A 23,824-nucleotide genomic window follows, 5' to 3' on the forward strand; every position below is an offset into this window, starting at 1 on the left:
GCGGTCGGCTCCGTCGTGCCGGTCTTCCAGACCTTCGCCCGGATCGTGGTCGGGTTCGTCCCGAACGCCTGCACCCGCACCTGCAGCTCCTCACCCGCTGCGAGCGTGAGCCCGGCGATGTTCGCCGCCGTCAACGTCGTCGCCGTGCGCTGCAGCTGCAGCTGCACCGACCCATTCGCCGCGATGACCACCCGAGCACGATAATCCTCCGCACCCACCCGCCGAGCGATGAACGACGTGTAGACCGTGCCCGCCACGGGCAGCTGCGCGACCGAGGTCGTCGAGGTGAGATCCGCAGCGGCGGTCGACACCGTCGCCAGGTAGGCCGCACGGGTCGACCCCGCCGCCAGTGCGATCTTCGCCGCCGCACCGTCGACCGAGTAGCCCGACAGCGACGTGGTCGAGTACGACCAGGCACCGCCCGTGGCCGCCGAACCCCAGCCATTGGTGCCGGAGCGGTCGAACTCGTCCAGCACGAGCGGCTGGGTCGGGTCCGGGGGCGTGGGTGCCGTGACGGTGACGCTCTTCGTGGCGGTGTGAGTACCGCCACCGTTGTCCGTCACCTTGAGGGTCACCGTGTACGTCCCGGCCGCGGCATACGGGTGCGACGCCGTCGCCCCCGTGGCGACGGCCCCGTCACCGAAGTTCCACTCCCACGCGGTCACCGTACCGTCGGAATCCGTGGACCCCGTCCCGTCCACACTGAGCGTGAGGGCGCTCGCGGACGTCGTGAACGACGCCACCGGATTCACATTCGGTGTCGGCACCACCGCGCCAGGAGTCTTGGCCACGAAGTTGTCGAAGCGCACCAGGTACGGCACGTTCGAGACGCCCGCTCCCGCGTACGCGGCCAGCCCCACCTGTCCCGGAGCCTGCAGCGCAGCGGTCGAATCCGTCGTCGACACCTGCCATGCAGCAGGCTCGGCGGTTCCCGTCTTCCACGCCTTCGCGCGGATCGTCGTCGGGTTCGTGCCCGACGCCTCCACCCGCAACGTCACCGTCGTCCCCGGCGTCACCGTCAGACCCGCCAGGTTCTGCGTCGCCAGCGTCGTACCGCTGCGCAGCACCTGCAGACTCACCGCACCACTGGCAGCGACCGTGATCCGCGCCCGATAGTCATCCGCCCCGACCCGACGCGCCAGCGCCTGAACCTGCACGCTTCCACCCACCGGCACCGACTCGAACGCCGCATCCACCGTGACCTCGGTCGACACCGACGACACGCTCGGAAGGTACGCCGTGCGCAGCGCGCCACCGGCAGTCAGACGGAACACGCCCGCCCCGTCGACGGCGTAGTTCGACGCCGCATTCGCCAGCGACCATGCGCCACCCACGTCGGAGGTGCCCAGACCGCTCGAGAGCGTGCGCCCGAACGCATCCGTGGCGAGGACGCTCGGGGTGGCAGGTGCCTCCACCGTCACGTCGTGCGTCACGGTTCCCGTCGCTCCGACGTTGTCCGTAACGGTCAGCGTGACCGTGTAGGTGCCCGCAGCCGCATACGTGTGAGTCGCGGTCGCGCCCGAACCGTGCGCGGTCTCATCGCCCCAGTTCCAGTCGTACGATGCGATCGTTCCATCGGAGTCGGTGGACCCGCCGCCGTTCACCGACACAGCCAGACCGTTCGTGGTCGAGGTGAATGCTGCTGTCGGCGCCACATTCGCCGGAATCGGCGGCACCACGACGGATTCCGTCTTGGTGGCCGTGACGCCGTCGTTGTCCGTCACCTTCAGTGTCACCGTGTAGGTGCCGGCTTCCGCATAGGTGTGGGTCCCGGTCACGGCAGAACCGTGCGCACTGCCATCACCCCAGTTCCAGTCGTACGATGCGATCGATCCGTCGCTGTCTGCCGAGGTCGACGCGTCCACTGCGACCTTCAGCGGTGTCACCGACGAGGTGAACGCCGCCGTCGGAGGCACGTTCGCGACCGTGACCACCGAGGCGGTCTTCTGCGCGGTTCCGGCGCGATCATCCGTCACCGTCAGCGTCACCGTGTAGGTGCCCGCAGCCGCATACGTGTGGGTCGCGGTCGCGCCGACGCCGTGTGCGGTGCCGTCGCCCCAGTTCCAGTCGTACGACGCGATCGTGCCGTCCTCGTCCGTGGACGCGGAGCCGTCGACGTCGACCTTGAGCTTCGACACCTGCGAAGCGAACTCGGCGGACGGCAGCTTGTTGGCCGGAGCGCCCTCCTTGCCCAGGCTGTAGTGGTCGGCGACCGTCGCCGGCGGGAGCACCGTGGAGTACACGGCGACCTCGTCGATCGTGCCGGCGAACTCGTTTCCACCCGGACCCCACGTCACGTCGCCTCCGACGTGCCAGTAGCCCGTGTAGCCCTCGGCGCCTGTGTTCGGGTTCGTGCCGACCAGTGCCCCGTCGACGTACAGCGCCATACCCGAAGGACCCTGCGAGGCCACGACGTGGTGCCACTGTCCGTTGTTGTAGGCCGCATCCGTCGTGATGGTGTTCGTCTGCCCCGTCCACGTGCCGAACACCAAGCGTCCGGCATCCGTCATGTAGACATGGCGGTCATAGCTCGAGGAGTTGCCCGTCGAGCCGTTGCCGAAGCCGATGATCTTGCCGCCGGAGTTCGTCGTCGTCTTGAACCAGGCCTCGGTCGAGTAGACCACCGGGTTCACGAAGGACTTCTGACTGATCAGCTGGCCGCCCTCGAAGGTCGTCGCTCCGTTGGTGACTCCATCGAGCGCCCCCGACGGGACCTTGGTGTGAGCGCCGAAGTACGTGCCGCGCTGTGACGAACCGGACGCGTCGGCCGTCTCCGAGCCCGATGTCTCGTTGAGGCGCCAGTACAGAGTCGGCTCTGCGGCGTACACGGCCGCGCCGTATCCGTCGGTGGGCGGTGTCGCACCTTCGAGCGTGCGACCGGACGATACGTAGTGCTCCTGCACCTGCGTGCGAGACAGTGCTCCGCCGTAGATCGCGACCTCGTCGATCGCGCCGTCGAAGAACTGCGAGCCCGACCAGGTCGAGTCGCCGCCGATGCGCCAGTATCCCGTGTAGGGCTGGGCCGACGTGGTGTCGGAACGCTGCGCGACCTTCACTCCGTCGACGTACAGCTCCATGCCCTTCGTGGGGTCGAGGGATGCGACCACGTGATGCCACGTTCCGTCGTTGTATGCCGACGACGAGCTGACCACACGTTCCTGGTTCGGGTAGACACCGAAGTTCACTCGGCCGCTCGGGTCCATGTAGACGTGGCGGTCGTAAGCGGAAGAGGTGCCCGTCGGACTGTTGCCGAAGCCGACGATCTTTCCGCCCTGGTTCGTGGTCGTCTTGAACCACGCCTCGATCGCGAACTTCTGCGGACCCTCGATCGCCGACTGCGTCGTCGCGAACCCGGCGTTCGTGCCGTTGAAGCTCGACGCGGGAATGGATGCCGGTGTCAGAGCACCGTCGACGCCCCTGGTCACGCCGTCACGCACGGCGAGGTCGCCGGAACCGGCCCAGTCGATCGACGAGGCACCCGAGTCGTTGAGCGGCCAGTAGTTGGTCGGCGCATCATCGAGCACCGTCGTCGAGTACGCCGGCATGGCGCCTGCGCCGTTGACCGTCGCGGTGATGATGTTGCTCCAGGCCACGTTGCCGTGGGCGTCCTCCGCTCGCACCCGGTAGGTGTGAGTGCTGCCCTGAACGAGACCCTTGTCGATGAACGAGAGCCCTGGGAGTCCCCAGTCGGCGGACTTCGACCGGGCAGTGGTGGTGTAGATCGGAGACGCGCTGGCGCCATCCCTGATCAGCTTGTACTCGAGGAACTCGTTGTCTCGATCCCAGTTGAGCGGCCAGCTGATGCGCATCGTGCCCTGAGCGATCGAATTCGCCGATGGCACCCACGTGCTGCTGCTCAGACGCGGGCCGTCGTCGTTCGGTGCCTTCTCGGTGGTGGCGAAGCGGACGAGGCCCTGCTGGAGCTGGTTGTTCACCCGGGTGAACTCGCCGGCCATGATGACGTAGTCGCCGTTGCCCGTGACGTTCCACGGGCCCTGGTTCGCACCGCTCACCGAGCCGGTGTTGAACGTCGGGTACCAGTGGAGCAGGCGCGGGGCGGGGTTTCCGCCCCAGTCGTAGTAGCCGTATCCGAGGCCGTACGGCGTGGTGCGCTCGACGGAGTTCGAGAATGCGACGCCGCGGTAGAACGTCCACGGCTCGCTCTGCGGGAACCCGTCGACCAAGCTGCCGCAGTAGTGGGAGTGCCCTGCGCCATAGACGACATCAGGGGTGGCGTACGCGCTGTAGGTGTCGCCGTGGCAGTCCTCGACCCAGGTCAGACCGCCGGTCGCCCAGTCGCTCTTGAAGATGCCCTCGAGGTTGCCGCCGCCGCCGAAGTGGTAGCCGGTTCCATAGAGGTTGTCGCCGTCGGTCGAGAGAGACCAGATCGCAGCATCGGCGCCGCCGTTTCGAACGATGCCGTTGGCAGCGAACGGCAGCAGCGCACCCGACGTCGCATCGACGAGAGCCATGCCGTAGCCCGGGTTCGACGATCCGTTGACCGTGGTGAAGTGACCTGCCAATGCGACCTTGGTGCCGTCACCCGAGACCACGACGTCGTTGCCGCGGTTGTCGAGCTGCGGGGCCCAGGGCAGAAGGGCCCCCGCCGAGCTCACGGCCGCGGCCCGCACGCGGTCGTTGCTGGCGACGCGGCCGAAGATTCCGGTGAAGTAGACGGTCGAGTTGGTTGCGGTGATCGCGCGCACCGAGGCATTGACGCTCGGGGCCCAGGATCCGACCAGTGTGCCCGCCGGGATGTCGAATGCCGCGACGCGGTTACGCGTGGAGCCGTTCACCGCGGTGAAGTCGCCACCGATGTAGAGGCGCTTGCCGTCCGGGGACGCGGCGATCGACCGCACCTGACCATTGACGTTCGGTGCGAACGACGTCATCGCGCCGGTGCGGATGTCGTACGCGATCACGTTGTTCCGTGCGACCTCGTTGACGCCGGCGGCGGCGCCCGCCGGTCGCGCCGTCGCGAACTGGCCGGCAGCGTAGACCGTGTTGCCGACGATGACCTGATCCCAGACGATGCCATTGACCTGCACCGTCGGCAGAGCGTCGGTCGTCACCGTCGACGGCACGTTCGGCTCGACAGGCGCCGTGTCAGCGTTGGCAGCCGCCGGTGCGAGCACGAGACCGCTCGCGATCAACGCTGTGATCGCGATCGTCGTTCCGAACCTCAGTCCGGACGCCTTCTTGTTCCCCAGAAAATTGCGCAGAACACCCATGTGCTCGCTCCCCAAATTATGCGCACCCCGAAGAGTGCTCCCCAATACCCCAGATACTGCATCCGCCTGTCTACGCGAACCCCTTCACGCAAGACGGCTAAGTCTGCAACGATCGCCAGAATACCGGAATGTCTGGACGCCGTCTATAGCGACCACAGATCCATCTGATAAGGGCGGCGACGCGGAGATCCGCAGGACGTCGCGGACGCCCTGCGGATCTCGGTGCTGTGACTCGGTGGTGCCGGGTCAGGGGATCGGGACGACCTTGATCGTGCCGAACGACACCGTGTACGGCACATTCGTCGTACCCGAGCCGAGGTAGGCGGCGACACCCACGTGACCTGCTGCCTGCAGGGCCGCCGTCGCATCCGTCGTCGACACCTGCCACGCGGTCGGCTCCGTCGTGCCGGTCTTCCAGACCTTCGCCCGGATCGTGGTCGGGTTCGTCCCGAACGCCTGCACCCGCACCTGCAGCTCCTCACCGGCCGCGAGCGTGAGCCCGGCGATGTTCGCCGCCGTCAACGTCGTCGCCGTGCGCTGCAGCTGCAGCTGCACCGACCCATTCGCCGCGATGACCACCCGAGCACGATAATCCTCCGCACCCACCCGCCGAGCGATGAACGACGTGAACGCGCTGCCGCCGACAGGCAACTGAGCTACTGTCATCGCGGAGGTCAGGTCGGCGGAATCCGACGCGATCGACGTGAGGTAGGCCGCCCGCGTGGATCCGGCTCCGACCGCGACCTTCGCCGCCGCGCCGTCGACCGAGTAGCCCGACAGCGACGTGGTCGAGTACGACCACGCACCGCCCGTGGCCGCCGAACCCCAGCCATTGGTGCCGGAGCGGTCGAACTCGTCCAGCACGAGCGGCAGCACGGGCTCGGGTTCCGGCAGAGCGACCGTGACGCTGTTCGTCGTGGTGTGGGTTCCTCCTCGGTTGTCGGTCACCTTCAGGGCGACCGTGTAGGTGCCGGCCGCCGCGTACGGGTGAGACGCGGTCGCGCCCGTACCCACGGAGCCGTCGCCGAAGTCCCACTCCCACGAGGTGATCGTGCCATCCGGATCCGTGGAGCCCGATCCGTCCACCGTCAGGGCGAGAGCGTCCGCCGACGTCGTGAACGACGCGACGGGCAGCACGTTGGGCGGAGGCACGACCGTGCCGGGGATCTTCGCGACGAGATTGTCGAAGCGCACCAGGTACGGCACGTTCGAGACGCCCGAACCCGCGTAGGCGGCCAGGCCGACCTGTCCCGGCGCCTGCAGCGCAGCAGTCGCATCCGTGGTGCTGAGCTGCCAGGCGGCAGGCTCGGCGGTTCCCGTCTTCCACGCCTTCGCGCGGATCGTCGTCGGGTTCGTGCCCGACGCCTCCACCCGCAACGTCACGGCGGTACCCGGCGTCACCGTCAGACCCGCGAGATTCTGCGTCGCCAGCGTCGTACCGCTGCGCAGCACCTGCAGACTCACGGCACCACTGGCAGCGACCGTGATGCGCGCCCGATAGTCGTCCGCTCCGATGCGCCGAGCCAGCGCCTGCGCCCAGACGCTTCCACCCACCGGCACCGACTCGAACGCCGCATCCACCGTGACCTCCGTCGACACCGACGACACGCTCGGGAGATACGCGGTCCGCAGCGCGCCACCCGCAGTCAGACGGAACACACCCGCCCCGTCGACGGCGTAGTTCGACGCCGCATTCGCCAACGACCATGCGCCGCCCTTCGTGGCCTCGCCGAGACCGCTCGCGGCGACTCGATCGAAGACGTCGGATGCCAGGATGCCGTCGCCCACCGAGATCGCCACGTTCTCCGTCTTGGTCGTCGTGGCACCGTCGCTGTCGGTGACCGTCAGCGACACCGCATAGGTGCCTGCCGTCGCATAGGTGTGCGATGCCGTGGCACCGGACCCGTGCGCGCTCTCGTCGCCCCAGTTCCAGTCGTACGATGCGACCGTCCCATCCGGATCCGTCGATCCGGAGCCGTTGACGTCGATCTTCAACGGAGACAGAACCGAGGTGAAGGACGCTGTCGGTGCGACGTTCGCGACGACGACCGTCGCGGCGGTCTTCTCGGCCGTGCCCGCTCTGTCATCCGTCACCGTGAGCGTGACCGAGTACGTCCCTGCGGCCGCATAGGTGTGGGTCGCAATCGCCCCGGAACCGTGCGCACTGCCGTCACCCCAGTTCCAGTCGTAGGACACGATCGATCCGTCGGTGTCCGTGGACGCGGAACCGTCGACATCGACCTTCAGCTTCGACACCTGCGAAGAGAAGCTCGCAGACGGCAGCTTGTTCACGGTGACACCATCGCGACCGAGGCTGTAGTGGTCGGTCACGGTCGCAGGCGTCAGAACTGAGGGGTAAACGGCGACTTCGTCGATGGTGCCGAGGAACGTGTTGCCACCGGGGCCCCACGACACATCTCCCCCCACGTGCCAGTAGCCCGTGTAGTTGCCCGACGTCCTGTTCGCGTTCTCGCCGACCAGGGCGCCGTCGACGTACAGTCGCATGCCCGACGTTCCCTGCGTCGCGACGACGTGATGCCATTGCCCGTTGTTGTAGGCGCCGCTCGACGTCACACGCACCTGTCCGCCGTTGGACGCTCCGAAGACGAGCTGTCCGGCGCTGGTCATGTAGACGTGGCGGTCGTAGCTCGACGAGTTACCCGTCGCGCTGTTGCCGAAGCCGACGATCTTTCCGCCCGATGTCGACGTCGTCTTGAACCAGGCCTCCGTCGAATACACGACGGGGTTCACGAACGCGGTCTGGCTGATCGCCTGACCGCCGCCGAACGTGACGGCCGAGTTGCTGACGCCCTGAAGCGCACCCGCCTGTCCCTTCGTGTTCGTGCCCACGTACTTTCCGCCCTGGCCCGACCCCGACGAATCCTGCACCGCGGTTCCCGTGGACTCCGCGAGACGCCAGTAGAGCGTCGGGTCGGACTTCACGACGTTCGCCCCGTAGGCGTCCGCCGGCGGGTTCTGCACTCCGAGCGTGCGCCCGGCGGCCGTGAAGTGCTGCGCGACTTGAGCCGCGGTCAGCGGTGCTCCGTAGACGGCCACCTCATCGATCGTGCCCGAGAAGTACTGTGCTCCCGACCACGTCGCGTCGCCGCCGACTCGCCAGTAGCCGCTGTAGATCTCGGCCGAGTAGGAGTCAGTCCGCTGGCCGACCCGCACACCGTCGACGTAGAACGTCATCCCGACGATGGGGTCCATCGTTCCGACGACATGGTGCCACGCACCGTCGTTGTAGGCGTTCGGCGATGTCAGGATCCGCCGCTCGGCCGGATAGACGCCGAAGTTCAATCGACCGCTCGTGTCCATGTAGATCAGGCGGTCGTTCGACGTCGACGTGCCGGTCGATCGGTTGCCGAATCCGAGGATGCGTCCGCCGGCCGTCGTCGTGGTCTTGAACCAGGCCTCCGCGGAGAAAGACTGAGGCCCTCGTTCCACGGCCTCCGTCGACGCGTACCCCGACGTCGTGCCGTTGAAGCGGGAAGCGGGGATCGAGGAGGTCGCGAGCGCGCCGTCGACGCTCCGCGTCACTCCCGCGCGGACGGCGAGGTTGCTCGACCCCGCCCAGTCGGATGAGGCCTGCCCCGTGTCGTTGAGCGGCCAGTAGTGCGTCGGCCGGTCGGTGAGCACCGCCTGCGAATACGACGATCCCCCGAGATCTCCGGTCGTGCCGGCCGTCGCCGTGATGATCGTGCTCCAGGCCACGTTGCCCTTGGCGTCCTGCGCGCGCACCCGGTATGTATGGGAGCTGCCGGGTGCCAATCCTGAGTCGACGAAAGACATGCCGGGAAGACCCCAGTCGGCCGGCTTCGACCGGGCAGTGGTCGTGTGAACCGGGGATCCGTTGATCCCATCGCGGATCACCTTGTACTCGAGGTACTCGTTGTCCCGATCCCAGTTCAGCGGCCAGGTCACGCGCACCGCGCCGGAGGCGAGGGCGGCCGCGGTCGGCACCCAGGTGCTGCCGCTCAGCCGCGGGCCGTCGGTGTTCGGCGCCTTCTCGGTCGTCGCGAAGCGCACGAGGCCCTGCTGGATCTGATTGTTGACGCGGGTGAACTCCCCCGCCATCACGACGTAGTCGGCGTTGCCGGTGACACTCCACGCGGCCTGGGTCGCTCCGCTCACCGATCCCGTGTCGAACGTCGGGTACCAGTGGAGCAGGCGCGGAGCGGGATTGCCCGCCCAGTTGGCGTAGCCGAGAGCCAAGCCGTTCGGGGTGGTCCGCGCGACCGAGTTGGAGAAGGCGACTGCCCGATAGTGGGTCCAGGGGTCGCTCTGCGGGAACCCGCCGACCACGCTCTCGCAGTAGTGCGAGTGCCCGACGCCGTAGACGGCGTCCGGCGTGGCGTAGGCACTGTATGTGTCGCCGTGGCAGTCCTCGACCCAGGTCACGCCGCCGGTCGCCCAGTCGCTCTTGAAGATGCCCTCGAGGTTGCCGCCGCCCCCGAATGTGTACCCGGTTCCGTAGAGGCTGGTGCCGTCGGTGGTCAGAGACCAGATCGCACTGTCCTCGCCTCCGTTGCGCACGATGCTGTTGGCCGCGAAGGGAAGCAGCCCGCCGTTGTTCGTGTCGACCAGCGCCATCCCGTATCCCGGGTTGGATGAGCCGTTGACCGTGGTGAAGTGGCCCGCGAGGGCGATCTTCTGCTCATCGGCGGAGATCACGATGTCGTTGCCCCTGTTGTCGAGCACCGGCGCCCAGGGCAGAAGCTCGCCCGCCGACGTCACTGCCGCCGCGCGACTGCGATCGTTGCTCGCGACGCGGCCGAAATTGCCCGTGAAGTAGACCGCAGTGTTCGTCGCGACGATGCCCCGCACCGATGCGTTCACGCTCGGCGCCCACGTGCTGACGAGGGTTCCCCCCGCGATGTCGAAGGCGGCTACGCGGTTGCGGGTCTCCCCGTCGACCATCGTGAAGTCGCCCCCGATGTAGAGGCGCTGGCCATCAGGCGATGCGGCGACCGAGTTGATCTGCCCGTTGACGTTCGGCGCGAACGGAAGCAGCGCCCCGGTTCGCAGGTCGTACGCGAGAATGTTGTTCCGCGTCACCTCCTCGGTGCCCGCCGCGGCTCCCGCGGGACGAGCCGTCGAGAACGTCCCGGCCGCGAAGACCGTGTTGCCGACGATCACTTGGTCCCATGCCGCCCCGTTGATCTGCGCGGTCGGCAGGGCGTCGCTCGTCACGGTCTTCGGTGTGCTCGTGTCGACCGGTGCGGTGTCGGCCGTCGCCGCGGATGGGGCGAACACGAGCCCCGCCGCGACCACCGCCCCCGCGGTCGCCATGACGATGACCGCCCGACCTAATGCACGCGAGCGCGCAAGAATCCCCAGTTGTACAGCCATAATTCATTCCCCAATGAATTGACACGTCCGTGAAGGACGAGATCCCCAGATAACCCCAGTTACCGCTAACTGGCGGGTGCCGCACCCCTGAACGCGACATAAGGCTCGCCAGTCAACAAGTCAACTGTAACCCCAACGTCGTCCCGCGCGTCAACCGGAATCGAGAACGAGTATTCGCCCTCCGCGCTCTCGCCTTCCGCGAGCGTCGCCGGAAGGCCGCTCGCCACGGTGTCGCCGAGCGGCGGCGCGGGGTTCTGGTCGGACCCGTACGCGAGGTTCACCGTCGCTCCTCCGAGGTCGAGCGGGGCGTCGGTCGAGTTGGTCACCCGGACCACGACCTTCAACGCGGGACCGGCGAGATCGCCCGGCTGCTCGCTCGAGGACTCGAACGCCGTCATCGAGACGACCTCGACGGTGACTCCCTCCACCACAGTGGCCACATCATCGATGTCGACCTCCACCGGTTCGGCGTCGGAAGGCTCGACATCGGTGGTTCCCGGCGTGGGTGTGGGGAACACGCTCGGCGTCGGCGGGACCGATGACGATGCCGCGGGGGTCGGATTCCCCTCGGGCTGACCACTCTGTGCCGTCACGAACCAGATGATCCCGGCGACTAGGACCACCAGAACCGCCCCCGCTGCGATGAGTACCGTCTTGCGCGTTCGAGTCATGGGTCCCTCTCCCCTGCGCCTCGACGTGTGTGCGATCTCGGCGTTCGGGCAAACTTTACCGCGTACGAGGCGAACGGTCGATGCGTCGGCTAAAGTCAGTGCAACCGCGCGTCACCGGCGCGGGTCGGCCTTGGGGAGGTCGAGCCGACCGACGCTCCGCGTGGCCGCACCGGCGAGTCCGCCATCCCGATCAGCAACGACCGGAGGATTCATGTCTCAGCAGACGCCAGGCGTCCGAGAAGCGCTCGCCTCGCTGCGGGCCGCGCAGAAGTCCAATTCAGGTGCGCCCGCATATTCGCGGTTCGTGAATCGCCCGATCGGCCGCGTGTTCGCTGCTGTCGCCTACGCGTCGGGCCGCACTCCCGATCAGGTGACCGCCGTCAGCGCCCTGTTCACCTTCGCAGGCATCGCGCTGATCGCGCTGGCCTCGCCGACGCTGCTCACCTCGTTGCTCATCGTGCTGCTGCTCGTCCTCGGCTACGCCCTCGACTCAGCCGACGGTCAGCTCGCTCGGCTGCGGGGCGGCGGGTCGCCCCGCGGCGAGTGGCTCGACCACATGGTCGACGCCACGAAGATGGCGACCATTCACATCGCAGTCCTGATCTGCTGGTGGCGCTTCTACGATGTCGAGCCGCCGATGCTTCTGATCCCCCTCGGCTTCCAGGTCGTGGCCTCCGTGTTCTTCTTCGGAGTGATCCTCACCGAGCTGATCCGACGCGTCGGATCAGCGGGCACGACGTCGAAGGCCGCGTTCCGGAACTCTCCGATCTACGCCCTGATCGTCCTGCCGGCCGACTACGGACTGCTGATCCTGGTGTTCGCGACACTCTGGGTCCCTTGGCTGTTCATCACGCTGTACACGGCGCTGCTGCTCGTGAACGCGCTGATCCTGATCGCCTCGGTCTTGCGCTGGCACAGGTCTCTCAGCCTGAGCGGGGCAGCTCATGCCTGAGTTCTCAGGGCTCTCCGCGAGCCAGGCGCGCGCAGCGAAATGGAGTGCGTACCGGCGGGCTGCCGGGATGGTGGCCAGAGGTCTCATCCGCCGCCCGTTCTTCGGGGCTGCAGGCGGACCGCTCTTCCTCGGACGTCGCGTGCGGATCACCAACCCGTCGTTCATCCGCTATGCCGGTCGGCTCGTCGTCGAAGACGGGGTCGAGCTGCAGGGACTGTCCAAGAACGGGATCGTCTTCGGTTCCGAGGTGTCGATCGGGGCCGGGACGGCGATCCGACCGTCGTCCTACTACGGCGGCGAGGCCGGAGAGGGACTCGTGGTCGGCGACCGCTCGAGCTTCGCGACCGGGTGCTTCATCGGGTGTTCCGGCAGCATCGTCATCGGCGACGACGTGATGCTCGGGCCCGGTGTGCGTGTGTTCTCCGAGAACCACGTGTTCTCGGATCCGAGCGCCACCATCAAGTCGCAGGGAGTGCAGCGAGGCGCCGTGAAGATCGGCGACGACTGCTGGATCGGCAGCGGCGTGACGATCACCTCGGGCGTGACGATCGGACGTGGAGTCGTCATCGGCAGCGGAAGCGTGGTGACCCGCGACATCCCCGACTTCAGCATCGCTGCGGGGAGTCCCGCGAAGGTCATTCGCACCAGAGAGAAATCAGTGGGTGGCGAGGGCGGAGGAAATGTGTAAGCTGATCCACAGTCATGACCGTGGGGACGGCATGGCTGGAAGGACTTCGGGGATTTTGGGGATCTGGGGATGTCAGTGATTTCTGGCGCACCCGCGGGAGCAGCGACACACGCGCCCTGCGGTCACGTGATACTGCGTGCCGTCGATCGACGAACACCGTCCGTCCGGTTCACCGTACACATCTGATTCACGCACGTCGGCTCCGAGGGGGAACCACATGCAGGCAGCACACGACCGCACGGCGCAATCGCGGAAGAGCGGCGAGGTATCACTCGTCGTCGCCATTCCGACGTTCAAGCGCCCCGAGCGGCTGGTCCAGACTCTGCAGCTCGTAGGTGAGCAGCTGGCGCCACTCATCGATGCGCGGCACGCGAGGGCCGTCTCGATCCTCGTGATCGACAACGATCCAGCCGAGTCTGCTCGATCGGTCGTCGGCGACGAGTACGCCGGCGTCGCGACTCGCTATGTCGCCGAGGCGACACCGGGAATACCCGCAGTTCGCAACCGCGCCCTCGACGAATCGGCCGACGTCGACCTCCTCTCGTTCATCGACGACGACGAGGTGCCGCTCGAGGGGTGGATCTCGTCGCTTCTGCTCACCTGGTCGAACTCGGGCCGGCCCGCCGCCGTGATGGGCCGCGTCGTGTCGCTGTTCGACCCTGACGCCGACCCGTGGGTGCTCGAGAGCGGCTTGTTCCGCCGGCCGCAACGCCCGACGGGAACCGAGATCGGCGTCGCGGCGACCGGCAACCTGCTCCTGGACCTGAACCAGGTGCGCAGCAGCGGAGTGCGTTTCGATCAGCGGATCGGACTCGGCGGCGGATCGGACACGCTGTTCAGCATGGGCCTGAAGAAGACGGGCGCCCGCCTCGTGTGGTGCAACGAGTCCGTCGCGGAAGACACCGTGGAGCCCGAACGTCAGACCCGGCCGTGGGCGCTGAAGAGGTCGTTCAGCCACGGCAACGTGTCGATCCTCGTGCAGTTGCGCTTGGAACCGAGGCCGGCCCGTCAGCTGCTGATCCGCATCAAGGGCATCGTCGGCGGAGCGGCGCGCATCGTCGCCGGCTACGCCCGCCATCTCTTCGGACGGGTCACCAGATCGGTCCGTCACGATGCCAGGGGACTTCGGCTCGCCCACCGTGGAGCCGGAATGATCTCCGCGAGCGTCGGACAGACGTACTCCGCCTACTCGCGGCCGAGCAGTTCGGCATGAGCCGGTTGGTTCCGGCCGGTGCACGGAGGTGGCTTCGCAGCCATGGCGGCCCGCTCGGGTCGATCGTGCGCGTGAAGACGAGCCGCCCCGAGTTCGTGCTCACGTATGACGATGGCCCGGACCCCGTCGAGACCGAGCGTGTTCTCGAGGTCCTCCGTGACGAGTCTGCGTCAGCGACCTTCTTCGTCCTGATGACCAGAGCTCGCGAACATCGCTCGCTGATCTCCGAGATCCTCGCAGCGGGCCACGAGGTGGCGCTGCACGGCCCCGACCACCGACCGATCTCGCGGCTCGGCTACCGCGAGGTCCGCGACCGGACCGCCTCGGCGAAGGCCGAGCTCGAGGACATCTCCGCCGCGGCGGTGCGGTGGTACCGCCCGCCCTACGGGCTGCAGTCCCTGACCAGCTTCCGGGCAATCAAGGCGACGGGCCTCGAGCCCGTGCTCTGGGGGCCGACGGCCTGGGACTCTCGCGAGGCGACGACCGAGCAGCGGATCGCCCGCTCGCTCCGCGGAGCCGAACCCGGCGCGATCCTGCTGTCGCACGATTCCTATGCCGGGTTCGCCGACGGCGGCCGTAGCGATTCGCCGCCGACTGTCGACCGCAGCACTCTCGCGACCCGCATCCTCGCGGCATATCGCGAGCGCGGACTCGAGGCGCGCAGTCTCGCGCACGCACTGACCTCCGGTTCGCCGGTCAAAGGAATCTGGTTCAAACGATGAAGGGGAAGAAAGATGACTGAGGAGAACCGCCGAGAGGCAAAGAAGGTCGTCGTCATCGGGCAGGGGTACGTCGGCCTGCCGGTCGCGATGCGGTCGGTCGCCATCGGCCATGAGGTCGTCGGGCTCGACCTCGATCCGCGCCGCGTGGGCAGCCTCGGCGCCGGAAGCTCCCACGTCGATGACATCTCCGACGAAGAACTGCGCGCCGCCCTCGACTCCGGCCACTACCGCGTGTCGGGTGACTACGCGGATGCAGCCGGCTTCGACGTCGCCGTGATCACCGTGCCGACTCCGCTGCGCGAAACGCTCCCCGACCTGTCGTTCATCGAGAGCGCCGCCGCGTCTCTCGCACCACACCTGACGCGCGGAGCGCTCGTGGTGCTCGAGTCCACGACGTACCCGGGCACCACGCAGGAGCTGCTCATCCCTCTGCTCGAGGAGGGCTCGGGCCTGACCGCAGGCTCCGACTTCTTCGCCGGCTACAGCCCCGAGCGGATCGACCCCGGCAACCCGACCTGGGGTCTGCAGGAGACGCCGAAGATCGTCTCGGGCATCGACCCCGATTCGCTGGCGAAGGTGTCCGAGTTCTACTCGGCGATCGTCGACACGATCGTGCCCGTGAGTTCTCCGAAGGAGGCCGAGATGGCCAAGCTCCTCGAGAACACATTCCGCCACGTGAACATCGCCCTCGTCAACGAGCTCGCGGTCTTCGCCCACGCTCTGGGTGTGAACGTCTGGGAGTCCATCGACGCCGCCGCGACCAAACCGTTCGGCTTCATGAAGTTCACCCCCGGTCCGGGTGTCGGCGGGCACTGCCTGCCGGTTGACCCGAGCTACCTGTCGTGGCAGGTTCGCCGCAAGCTCGGCAAGAGCTTCCGGTTCGTCGAGCTCGCCAACGACGTGAACGACCACATGCCCGAGTACGTTCTGCAGCGCGTGAGCCGACGTCTCAACGAGGAAGGCAGCGCGCTCAACGGCGCTCGTGTTCTGCTCCTCGGACTCGCCTACAAGAAGAACACCGGCGACATCCGCGAGTCCCCGGCTCTCCCGCTCATCGAGCTGCTGCAGGACCAGTCCGCTGTCGTGGACGCGGTCGACTCGCATGTCGAGGAGCACCACTGGCCGCAGACGGTCGAGCGGATCGCCGCGTCGGCCGTCGACTTCCAGTCATACGACGTCATCGTGTTGATCACAGACCACGATGACGTCGATTACGAGCTGCTCGAGGCGAGCGGCGTGCCGGTCTTCGATACCCGCAACCGCCTGCACGGGGAGGCCATCGAACGCCTCTGACCCGGATCGGACAGACGAAATCGGGCGGTGCGACATGATGTCGCACCGCCCGAATCTCGTTGAGCAGAGAGTGGATCAGCCGATCGTGTAACGAGTGATCGGCACGGATCCTTCCTCCCAGATGTTGCCCTTGAGCACGGGTGCGCTCGACTCGGGGGCTACGATGGCACATCCGGCGAAGATCCGCTCCGGACCGAAGACGTTGTCCGTGACGATCGGCCGGTTGTTGGATGCGGACGATCCGACGTTGACGGTGCAGCCACCGTCCTGGAGGTAGTTCTCACGGATGGTGATGGTGCCGAGCTTCGCGATCGACGAGTTCTGCGTGATCTGCACCGCAGCGTTCGTCGCTCCCTCCATCCGGTTGCCTTCGAGGACGATCGACGCGCCGCCCTCGATCTGCACCGAGTCATCGTGCGACGGCGTGCCGCCGCGAAGCGGGTCCTTCTCCCAATGGGAGTTGTCGTGCAGCCAGGAATCGCGCACGACGACGTTGTTCCCGAGCACGCGCACGGGGTCGACGACCGTGTGGATGTCCATCCGCAGGGCAGTGAAGTTGGAGCCCACGAGACCGTTCCAGGCGGGGTCTTCCTTCGCCGCGTAGATCTCGGAGTCCTGGATCGTGAACGGCTGACCGGAGTTGACGTTCGTCACCAGACCGATGCTGCGCGCTGTAGAACCGCCGACGATGCGCGAGTTCTTGATCACGACGCCGGGCGCCTTGATGTCGATGATCCCTCGCACCTCCACTCCGTCGATGACCGTGTTCGCCTTCGTGACCACGAGGTCACCCTCGTGCACCGTGAGCGAGACTCCCGCAGGGACGCCTGTCGTGGCTGCCGTCGGGAAGCCCGAGGCGGGGACGGTGGGGTTGGCCGGCGGCGCCGGTGCGGGAGCGGGCTCCACCGGTGCAGGAGCCGGCTTGACCGGTGCAGGAGCCGAAGGCGTCGGCTTCGGGGTGACGGTCGGCTTGGGTGCCGGAGCCGCCTGCTGCACCGCGGTGTAGGAGGACGACGCGACCGAAGCCTTGAGCGCTGGGGAGCCCTTCGACGTGTAGAACGTCACCGCGCCCTTGCCCTGAGCCGCGATGCGCGACCCGGAGGTGTCTTTCGCAGAGACCTCACGGCTCGCGGACGAGCCGATCTTGGCGGTCGCCTTGAGGGTCACCGTCGAGGTGCCCTTCGCCTCGAGGGTGAGGGTGAGTTTCTGACCGGCCTTGATCTTCTGATCGAGAGTCACGTACGACGAGATCGTCGTCTGCGTCAGCGAACGCCCGGTGCCGTTGATCCGCTTGATCGACACGGACACGGTCCCGTTCGGGTAGGTGCGCGCCTGAGCGACGTAGGCACCCGTCTTGCCGGATCGCGCCTGCACCGAGGTGTAGACGCCACCGCCCGACTTGGGCAGCGAGGCGAGGGTGGTCGACGCCGTGATCTTCGCATCACGGATCGCGGTGGTCCCGACAGGGACGGTCGAGAGCGAACCGGGCTTGATCGCGATCGAGGTCGCGGCGCTGGCCGGCGGGGCGAAGATGAGCCCCACCGCGACGAGGACCGTCGAGAGGAGGAGAGCGACCAGGAGTCGGCCGCTTCTGCGGGTGGGGAGTGAGAATCGGGGGGAATGGACGGGGGCAGGGTAAGAGATATTTTTCATAGGGTGTTGAGCCGTTTCGGGGAGGGGCTGCGCCGGAGCACAGATTTTGGCGGCTATCGCAGGCCATACTAGGTGGGGCGAACCTGTATGTCACCCGAGAATCTGGAATATTCCGGCAAGCCCATGTCTCCCGGGCAATATATTCCGCTAAAGGGTCGTCCCGCGTCGCCCCCGTCGCCGGGTCTTCGGCTCAGAGCTCGCCGGGCTTCATCGCCTCGGCATCGATCGCTCGGATGATGCGGAGCGTCGCCGTGTCCGGCTTCGGCTCCTCATTCGCGGTGGCCCCGGACTTCGCTCCCCGCTTCGGCGCGTAGACCACCAGTGAGTGGAAGAGGAACCGTGCGACAAACGCGACGATGAGCGACAGACCCGTCGCGAGCACGCTGGAGATGTGCCAGGTCTCGACCATCAGGGCCATCACGGGGATCCGCAGTGCCGCCTCGACGTTGTTGAACGTGAACGACGCGGCGAAGCGACCGCCCAGCCCGCGCGCGTTCGTGCGCATGTCTGCGAAGACGAATCGCTCCTGCAGGATGAAGTTGCCGATGATGGTGACCTCGGCGCCGATGATCGCGGCCCATATATAAGGAACGCCCGCCGCGGTGAGCAGCCACATGATGCCCAGATTCGCAGCCGCGCCGATCACACCGATGATCGCGAAGAGCGACATCTTGCCGAATCGCAGTCTGGCGAGGTGTGCGACGAACGTCGCTCCCTGACGCAGGCTCGCCTTCGACGTGCCATGACGGCGTTCGCCGAACTCCATCGGAACCTCGGCGATGCGGAGGTCGGTGCGCGCGAGGATCTCGAGGAGGATCTTGAATCCCTGCGGCTTGAGGGCCGTGAGGTCGAGGCGCCCTCGATCCACGAGGAAGAATCCGGTCATCGGGTCAGTGCTGCGGGCGAGACGGATCGGGAACATCGCCCGGGTGAGCCAGGTGGCTGCTCTCGAGACGCCGAAGCGGACCGCCGTGCCCAGGCCGCTCGTGTCGCCGCCCCCCACATATCGCGAGGCCGCCACGACATCGGCGTCTCCCTCGTCGTGCCTGGCCAGCAGGGCGGGGAGCAGCTCGGGCGGATGCTGGAGGTCGCCGTCCATGACGATGCAGAGGTCGTGCTGAGCGGCCTCGAGTCCGACGACGACCGCTCCCCCGAGCCCGCCCGTGTTGTCGGCCCGGTGGATCACGCGGACGGGCAGCGAGGCGTCGGCCGCCACGCGTTCGACCTCCGCGGCGGTGCTGTCCGTGCTGTCGTCGACGAACAGTATCTCGGCGTCGTATGCGGCGAGCGCGACAGCGGTGCGGGCGACGAGCTCGGCGACGTTGTCTCTTTCGTTGAAGGTCGGCACGATGACGGTGACCGCTGTTCTCATGTCCGCCCCCCTTCACCCGTGCCGGCACACTGCGGACTCCATAGTTCCACGGGTTCCTATGCGTCAGGAAACCGCGACCTGCTACAGTGACAGGATGCGGCTGTGGGAGTCGCTGGCGGATGGGGATCCGCCTCTGGGGAATCACTGATCTGGGGAGATCATGGGGACGCGCATCGGCTATGCCGTGGGTGCTTTCGACCTGTTTCACGTCGGGCATCTCAACCTTCTTCGTCACGCCAAGCAGCACTGCGACATCCTTGTCGCCGGTGTCGTCAGCGACGAGATGCTGCGACAGGTGAAGGGCATCGAGCCCGTCATCCCGACTGCGGAACGGGCGGAGATCGTCCGTCACATCTCGTTCGTCGACGATGTGTACGTCGAGACCACTCCGTCGAAGATGGATTCCTGGCGAGACGTGCAGTTCACGCACTTCTTCAAGGGCGACGACTGGCGGGGCACCGACAAGGGCCTGCGGCTCGAGCGCGAGTTCGCGGAGGTGGGCGTCGAGGTCGTGTACTTCCCGTACACCGCGCACACATCGAGCTCGTCGCTGCGGCGTGCACTCGATGCGATCAGCGCCGGCGCGACCGTCGGCGGCGGCCCTGCGCTCGCGACACGCTGACCCCCGCTGACGGCAGGTCCAGGAGCACTGACCCTGCCGTCGGTCAGTTCGCGACGCCGAGCAGGCTGCGCGCCATCCGAGCGACGTGAGGCGGCGTGTGCGCGCCGAGCCACACCGTCCAGGGCAACGCGGGCTCCGCGCAGGTCCACTCGACGCACCAGGAGTGCACCGCGTTCGCGAGGCGCTCGCCTCTGGCGTGCTGATGAGCGCCGTCACCGCGCAGCAGCCACCGCACCGACACCCCCTCGGGCACGTCGATGTGGCGGAACTGGATGCGGGCTGCCGCCTCGATGAGGATGACCCCCTCGGCATCCCACGGCATGCGAGCGGCGATGGCGGCGATGGCTCCCGCATCGGTCGAATCGCCCGCGATCAGCACGACTCCTTCGATGTTCTCCCAGTCCGGATCCTCGAGGTGTTCGCATGCGCTGCTCATACGCCCGAGTATAGGTAAGGCTACCCTTATCCAGCAACGGCGGATTCACGGCATCCGCTCGTCCGGCATCTCGGCGCCCGCCCAGCCGAGCGGCCCTACGCTGGATACATGACTTCTTCTGCTGAATCCGCCATCACGATGTTCGGTGCCGATTGGTGCCGCGACTGCATCCGCACCAAGAAGCAGCTCGACTCCCTCGGGGTGGAGTACACCTACGTCGACCTCGTGGCCGATCCCGCCGCGGCTGATGTCGCGAAGGAAATCTCGGGACGCACGAACATCCCAGTCGTGGTCTACCCCGACTCCTCGCACCACGTCGAGCCCTCGAACGCCGACGTCGAGTCGAAGCTCCGCGAACTCTCGCTGATCTGACCCGGAACGGCCTCGTCGCGCACCGATACACTGGCGCGATGAGCACCGCGGCTCGGCCCGATCGAGCTTCCGCACGCCTGTCCGCCCGCACGGTCGCCCAGTATGCGATCGGCTCGCTGGGCACGGGCGGCTACGCGACCCTTCCCGGGCTCGTTCTGACGTACTTCCTCACCGACAACCTCGGTGTCGCGGCCCTCGCGGCCGGACTCATCGTGACCGCGGCGAAGATCTGGGACGTCATCATCGATCCGCTGATCGGTGCGGCCTCGGACCGCCAGTACGCGAAGACGGGTTCGCGTCGCGGGCTCATGGTCGTCGGCGGTCTCACGCTTCCGGTGTTCTTCGCGCTGACGTTCGCGGTGCCGCCGACCTGGGGGCCCGTCGCCGGTGCCGTCTGCGTGCTCCTCGCGTTCGTCGCGACCGCGACGTCGTTCAGCCTGTTCCAGGTGCCCTACGTCGCGCTGCCCGCCGAGCTGACCTCGGGATACGACGAGCGCACCCGGCTGCTCGGGTGGCGCGTGGTCGTGCTCACCGCATCCATCCTGCTGTTCGGTGCGGGCGGCCCCGAGCTGCGAAGCGCCACCGGCGACCAGGTCTCGGGATATCTGCTGATGGGAGCCGTCGCGGGCGTGGTCATCGGCCTCGGCATGCTCATCGCGTCGCGGACAGCCGATACCGCCGCCCGCCGCATGGCCGCCGACGACCGGCCGAGGGCCGTCGCCCCGGAGGGAGTCCGCGAGCAGTATGCCGCCGGCCTGCGCACGCTGCGACGAAGCCAGCCCTTCCGCGCCCTCCTCGGCACATTCCTGCTGCAGGCGCTCGCCACCGGCACGATGCTCGCCGGCGCGCAGTACGTGGCCACCTGGGTGCTGCGATCGGAGGATGCCGTCACACTGGTCTTCCTGGCGCTCGTCGGTCCCGCCCTCGTTGCGACGCCCGGCTGGACGATCATCGCGCGGCGCCTGGGCAAGGAGCGGGCGTTCGCGATCGCGAGCAGCGTCTTCCTGATCGCCGCCGCCTCCCTCGTCGTCGCGGTGTGGGCGCCGGGAGCGTGGATGTACGGCTCGATCGCGGTCGCGGGCGTCGCCTATGCCGGACTGCAGTCGCTGCCGATGGCCATGCTCCCCGACGTGATCTCGTACGACGAGCGGCACAGTGGCCGCGGGCAGGCGGGCACCTTCACGGGAGTGTGGACCGCGGGAGAGACCGTCGGGTTCGCGCTCGGAGCGAGCGCGGTCTCGCTCACTCTCGCCACGACGGGGTATGTGTCGAGCGTTGCGGGCGCCGCCGCCTCGCAACCGGATGCGGCGATCGCGGGTATCGTGCTGGCCTTCAGCATCCTCCCCGCGGTGCTGATGGCCGGGAGTCTGCTCACGCTCCGCCGTTATCGCCTGCGCCGGGCAGACATAGACACCCTCCCGGAGTACGCGACATAAGCTGGGATCCCGTCCGAAGGAGACACCGATGACTTCTGCGACAACGCCGGCCTCCTCGGCCGCGACCGCTGAACTGGGCGAGACCGAGCGTGCTCGCCTCGACGCAGCGATCGACGACCTGCACACCGGCACGCGGACCTGGGCGGCCCTGACGCTGGCCCAGCGCGTCACGCTGTTGCGAGCAGTGCGCTCGAGCGTGGCCGCCGCCGCGGAGGACTGGGCACAGACCGCAGCCGTGTCGAAGGGACTGGACGCCGGCCATCCCCTGCGCGGGGAGGAGTGGCTCAGCGGGCCCTACAGCGTGCTCGGCGCCGTCGACGCCTACATCGAGACGCTCGATCGCCTCGCGCACGGCGCCAACCCGCTCGAGGGGATCACGATCGATCGCGCCCCCGGTGGACGCACGCGGGTGCATGCCTTCCCCCTGACCGGGATCGATCGGCTGCTGCTCTCGGGATACACGGGCGAGGTCTGGCTCGAACCCGGCGTCACACCCAACGGTGCGCGCGCCGCGGCCGGCTTGGCCCAGCGGACGCCCGCGGAATCGGGAGGCGTCGGGCTCGTACTGGGCGCCGGCAACATCACCTCGATACCCGTGCTCGATGTGCTCTACGAACTGCTCGCACACAATCGCACCGCGCTGCTCAAAGTCAATCCGACCCAGGATGCTCTCGTGCCCGTCTACAAGCGCGCGCTCGCACCGCTCATCGGCCCTGGCCTGCTGCGCATCACGCGAGGCGGGCCCGAGGTCGGCACCTACCTGACGGGGCACCCCGACCTCGCGCACGTGCACATCACGGGGTCGGCCGCGACCTTCGACACGATCGTGTGGGGCACGGGGCCTGCCGCCGCCCGGCGTCGCCGAGAGAACCGCCCGCTGCTGAAGAAGCCCATCACCGCCGAGCTCGGCGGGGTGTCGCCCATCATCATCGTGCCGGGCGAATGGACCGCCGCCGATCTCACGTACCAGGCCGAGCACGTCGCGACCATGCGCCTGCAGAACAGCGGCCACAACTGCATCGCCGGTCAGGTCGTCATCATCTCATCGGACTGGGCGCAGGCCGACGACTTCCGCGCCGCCCTCCGTCGCGCCTACGCGAACGCCCCCGAACGACCGATCTGGTACCCGGGCTCACCCTCGCGGATGCACCTCGCGACCGATGCGTATCCCGACGCCCTCGTGCTCGGCGATCGCGTCCTGGTCGAGGTCTCCGAACAGGACGACGCCTCGGAGCTGCAGAGCACCGAGTACTTCGCCCCCGTGCTCGGGGTCGTCTCGGTGGCCGGCACCGGGCAGGACTTCCTCGACGCCGCGGTCGCCTACGCGAATGACCGACCGCAGGGCACCCTCGGCGCGAACCTGCTCATCGATCCCGCGACTGAGAAGGCACTCGGCGCCGGGTTCGACCGCGCCATCGCGGCCCTGCGCTACGGGTCGATCGCGATCAACGGCTGGACCGCGTTCGGCTTCATCACCCCGACGATGACCTGGGGAGCCTTCCCGGGCAGCACCATCGCCGACGTCGGCAGCGGCATCGGAGTGGTGCACAACGCACTCCTACTCGACCGCGTCGAGCGCTCGGTGATCCGCGGACCCTTCCGCCCCTTCCCGAGGTCGCTCCCGGTGGTGAACGGCGGCGGGCGGCTCAGCATCCTCCCGAAGCCCCCGTGGTTCGTCTCAGCGCGCACGGGCGCGACGGTGAGCGAGGGGCTCACGCGATTCCGCGCCCACGGCGGCATCGTCGGGCTGTTGAAGACCCTGTCCGCCGCGCTCCGCGCCTGACGCACTGTCGCCGGTCGTCGGTCGC

At 67.7% G+C, this 23,824-nt stretch carries 16 protein-coding genes; 10 read left to right on the forward strand and 6 right to left on the reverse strand.

The features are described from left to right. From AB0N61_RS14130 to AB0N61_RS14140, 3 genes are all read right to left on the reverse strand, one after another. On the reverse strand, nucleotides 1-5,231 hold a 5,231-nt coding region (locus AB0N61_RS14130; protein WP_363364992.1), incomplete at its 3' end, for a PKD domain-containing protein. A gap of 246 nt (nucleotides 5,232-5,477) precedes the next feature. After that, nucleotides 5,478-10,526, reverse strand: a complete 5,049-nt coding sequence (locus AB0N61_RS14135) for a PKD domain-containing protein (RefSeq protein ID WP_363364993.1) — start codon at nucleotides 10,524-10,526, stop codon at nucleotides 5,478-5,480. 125 nt (nucleotides 10,527-10,651) lie between these two features. Further along, nucleotides 10,652-11,047: a hypothetical protein gene (locus tag AB0N61_RS14140; RefSeq protein ID WP_363364994.1), complete on the reverse strand. Its 396-nt coding sequence runs from the start codon at nucleotides 11,045-11,047 to the stop codon at nucleotides 10,652-10,654. On the opposite strand from AB0N61_RS14140, the gene AB0N61_RS14145 reads away from it, so the two are divergent. The 6 genes from AB0N61_RS14145 to AB0N61_RS14170 all read left to right on the forward strand — a co-directional run bounded on the left by AB0N61_RS14145 (nucleotide 11,034) and on the right by AB0N61_RS14170 (nucleotide 16,125). Next, entirely contained in the window at nucleotides 11,034-11,162 is a 129-nt protein-coding gene (locus tag AB0N61_RS14145; RefSeq protein ID WP_363364995.1) for a hypothetical protein, read from the forward strand. The genes AB0N61_RS14140 and AB0N61_RS14145 overlap by 14 nt on opposite strands. A 306-nt stretch (nucleotides 11,163-11,468) precedes the next feature. Then, the gene (locus AB0N61_RS14150) at nucleotides 11,469-12,209 is read left to right on the forward strand and encodes a CDP-alcohol phosphatidyltransferase family protein (RefSeq protein WP_363364996.1); all 741 of its coding nucleotides are present in this window, start codon (nucleotides 11,469-11,471) and stop codon (nucleotides 12,207-12,209) included. Further along, nucleotides 12,202-12,897 (forward strand): acyltransferase, encoded by a 696-nt coding sequence (locus tag AB0N61_RS14155; RefSeq protein ID WP_363364997.1) that lies wholly within the window; start codon nucleotides 12,202-12,204, stop codon nucleotides 12,895-12,897. The genes AB0N61_RS14150 and AB0N61_RS14155 overlap by 8 nt, the downstream gene beginning before the upstream one ends. A 217-nt stretch (nucleotides 12,898-13,114) precedes the next feature. Further along, the gene (locus AB0N61_RS14160; protein ID WP_363364998.1) at nucleotides 13,115-14,110 is read left to right on the forward strand and encodes a glycosyltransferase family A protein; all 996 of its coding nucleotides are present in this window, start codon (nucleotides 13,115-13,117) and stop codon (nucleotides 14,108-14,110) included. Next, the gene (locus AB0N61_RS14165; RefSeq protein WP_167945460.1) at nucleotides 14,107-14,832 is read left to right on the forward strand and encodes a polysaccharide deacetylase family protein; all 726 of its coding nucleotides are present in this window, start codon (nucleotides 14,107-14,109) and stop codon (nucleotides 14,830-14,832) included. Before AB0N61_RS14160 ends, AB0N61_RS14165 begins: the two co-directional genes overlap by 4 nt. A 12-nt stretch (nucleotides 14,833-14,844) precedes the next feature. Next, nucleotides 14,845-16,125, forward strand: a complete 1,281-nt coding sequence (locus AB0N61_RS14170) for a nucleotide sugar dehydrogenase (RefSeq protein ID WP_167945458.1) — start codon at nucleotides 14,845-14,847, stop codon at nucleotides 16,123-16,125. A gap of 75 nt (nucleotides 16,126-16,200) precedes the next feature. Here AB0N61_RS14170 and AB0N61_RS14175 read toward each other — a convergent pair whose 3' ends face one another. Then, nucleotides 16,201-17,667 (reverse strand): right-handed parallel beta-helix repeat-containing protein, encoded by a 1,467-nt coding sequence (locus AB0N61_RS14175; RefSeq protein ID WP_363364999.1) that lies wholly within the window; start codon nucleotides 17,665-17,667, stop codon nucleotides 16,201-16,203. A gap of 301 nt (nucleotides 17,668-17,968) precedes the next feature. Continuing rightward, a complete protein-coding gene (locus AB0N61_RS14180; RefSeq protein WP_363365000.1) occupies nucleotides 17,969-19,150 on the reverse strand; it encodes a glycosyltransferase in 1,182 nt (393 codons plus the stop codon). Between the two features lie 160 nt (nucleotides 19,151-19,310). Here AB0N61_RS14180 and AB0N61_RS14185 point away from each other — a divergent pair, with 160 nt between their 5' ends. Further along, nucleotides 19,311-19,772 carry an adenylyltransferase/cytidyltransferase family protein gene (locus AB0N61_RS14185; protein WP_167945452.1) on the forward strand — a complete coding sequence of 154 codons (462 nt, stop codon included), beginning with the start codon at nucleotides 19,311-19,313 and terminating at the stop codon, nucleotides 19,770-19,772. 43 nt (nucleotides 19,773-19,815) lie between these two features. Here AB0N61_RS14185 and AB0N61_RS14190 read toward each other — a convergent pair whose 3' ends face one another. Beyond that, nucleotides 19,816-20,208, reverse strand: a complete 393-nt coding sequence (locus AB0N61_RS14190) for an SIP domain-containing protein (RefSeq protein WP_363365001.1) — start codon at nucleotides 20,206-20,208, stop codon at nucleotides 19,816-19,818. 108 nt (nucleotides 20,209-20,316) lie between these two features. On the opposite strand from AB0N61_RS14190, the gene AB0N61_RS14195 reads away from it, so the two are divergent. The 3 genes from AB0N61_RS14195 to AB0N61_RS14205 are packed head-to-tail and all read left to right on the forward strand — an operon-like array spanning nucleotide 20,317 to nucleotide 23,799. Beyond that, nucleotides 20,317-20,580, forward strand: a complete 264-nt coding sequence (locus AB0N61_RS14195) for a glutaredoxin domain-containing protein (protein ID WP_363365002.1) — start codon at nucleotides 20,317-20,319, stop codon at nucleotides 20,578-20,580. Nucleotides 20,581-20,618: 38 nt separating this feature from the next. After that, nucleotides 20,619-22,016, forward strand: coding sequence for an MFS transporter (locus tag AB0N61_RS14200; protein ID WP_363365003.1), 1,398 nt, complete (start codon nucleotides 20,619-20,621; stop codon nucleotides 22,014-22,016). Between the two features lie 28 nt (nucleotides 22,017-22,044). Next, entirely contained in the window at nucleotides 22,045-23,799 is a 1,755-nt protein-coding gene (locus AB0N61_RS14205) for an aldehyde dehydrogenase family protein (protein WP_363365004.1), read from the forward strand. Nucleotides 23,800-23,824 lie beyond the last annotated feature (25 nt).

Source organism: Microbacterium sp. NPDC089320, from assembly GCF_040684875.1.
Lineage (GTDB): Bacteria > Actinomycetota > Actinomycetes > Actinomycetales > Microbacteriaceae > Microbacterium.

Excerpts from the sequence above, each read along its gene's own strand:
- AB0N61_RS14155 (WP_363364997.1), top strand. The coding sequence starts at position 12,202 with ATGCCTGAGTTCTCAGGGCTCTCCGCGAGCCAGGCGCGCGCAGCGAAA.
- AB0N61_RS14170 (WP_167945458.1), top strand. The coding sequence starts at position 14,845 with ATGACTGAGGAGAACCGCCGAGAGGCAAAGAAGGTCGTCGTCATCGGG.
- AB0N61_RS14200 (WP_363365003.1), top strand. The coding sequence starts at position 20,619 with ATGAGCACCGCGGCTCGGCCCGATCGAGCTTCCGCACGCCTGTCCGCC.
- AB0N61_RS14190 (WP_363365001.1), bottom strand. The coding sequence starts at position 20,208 with ATGAGCAGCGCATGCGAACACCTCGAGGATCCGGACTGGGAGAACATC.
- AB0N61_RS14205 (WP_363365004.1), top strand. The coding sequence starts at position 22,045 with ATGACTTCTGCGACAACGCCGGCCTCCTCGGCCGCGACCGCTGAACTG.
- AB0N61_RS14180 (WP_363365000.1), bottom strand. The coding sequence starts at position 19,150 with ATGAGAACAGCGGTCACCGTCATCGTGCCGACCTTCAACGAAAGAGAC.
- AB0N61_RS14165 (WP_167945460.1), top strand. The coding sequence starts at position 14,107 with ATGAGCCGGTTGGTTCCGGCCGGTGCACGGAGGTGGCTTCGCAGCCAT.
- AB0N61_RS14135 (WP_363364993.1), bottom strand. The coding sequence starts at position 10,526 with ATGGCGACCGCGGGGGCGGTGGTCGCGGCGGGGCTCGTGTTCGCCCCA.
- AB0N61_RS14195 (WP_363365002.1), top strand. The coding sequence starts at position 20,317 with ATGACTTCTTCTGCTGAATCCGCCATCACGATGTTCGGTGCCGATTGG.
- AB0N61_RS14145 (WP_363364995.1), top strand. The coding sequence starts at position 11,034 with ATGTCGACCTCCACCGGTTCGGCGTCGGAAGGCTCGACATCGGTGGTT.
- AB0N61_RS14160 (WP_363364998.1), top strand. The coding sequence starts at position 13,115 with ATGCAGGCAGCACACGACCGCACGGCGCAATCGCGGAAGAGCGGCGAG.
- AB0N61_RS14150 (WP_363364996.1), top strand. The coding sequence starts at position 11,469 with ATGTCTCAGCAGACGCCAGGCGTCCGAGAAGCGCTCGCCTCGCTGCGG.
- AB0N61_RS14185 (WP_167945452.1), top strand. The coding sequence starts at position 19,311 with ATGGGGACGCGCATCGGCTATGCCGTGGGTGCTTTCGACCTGTTTCAC.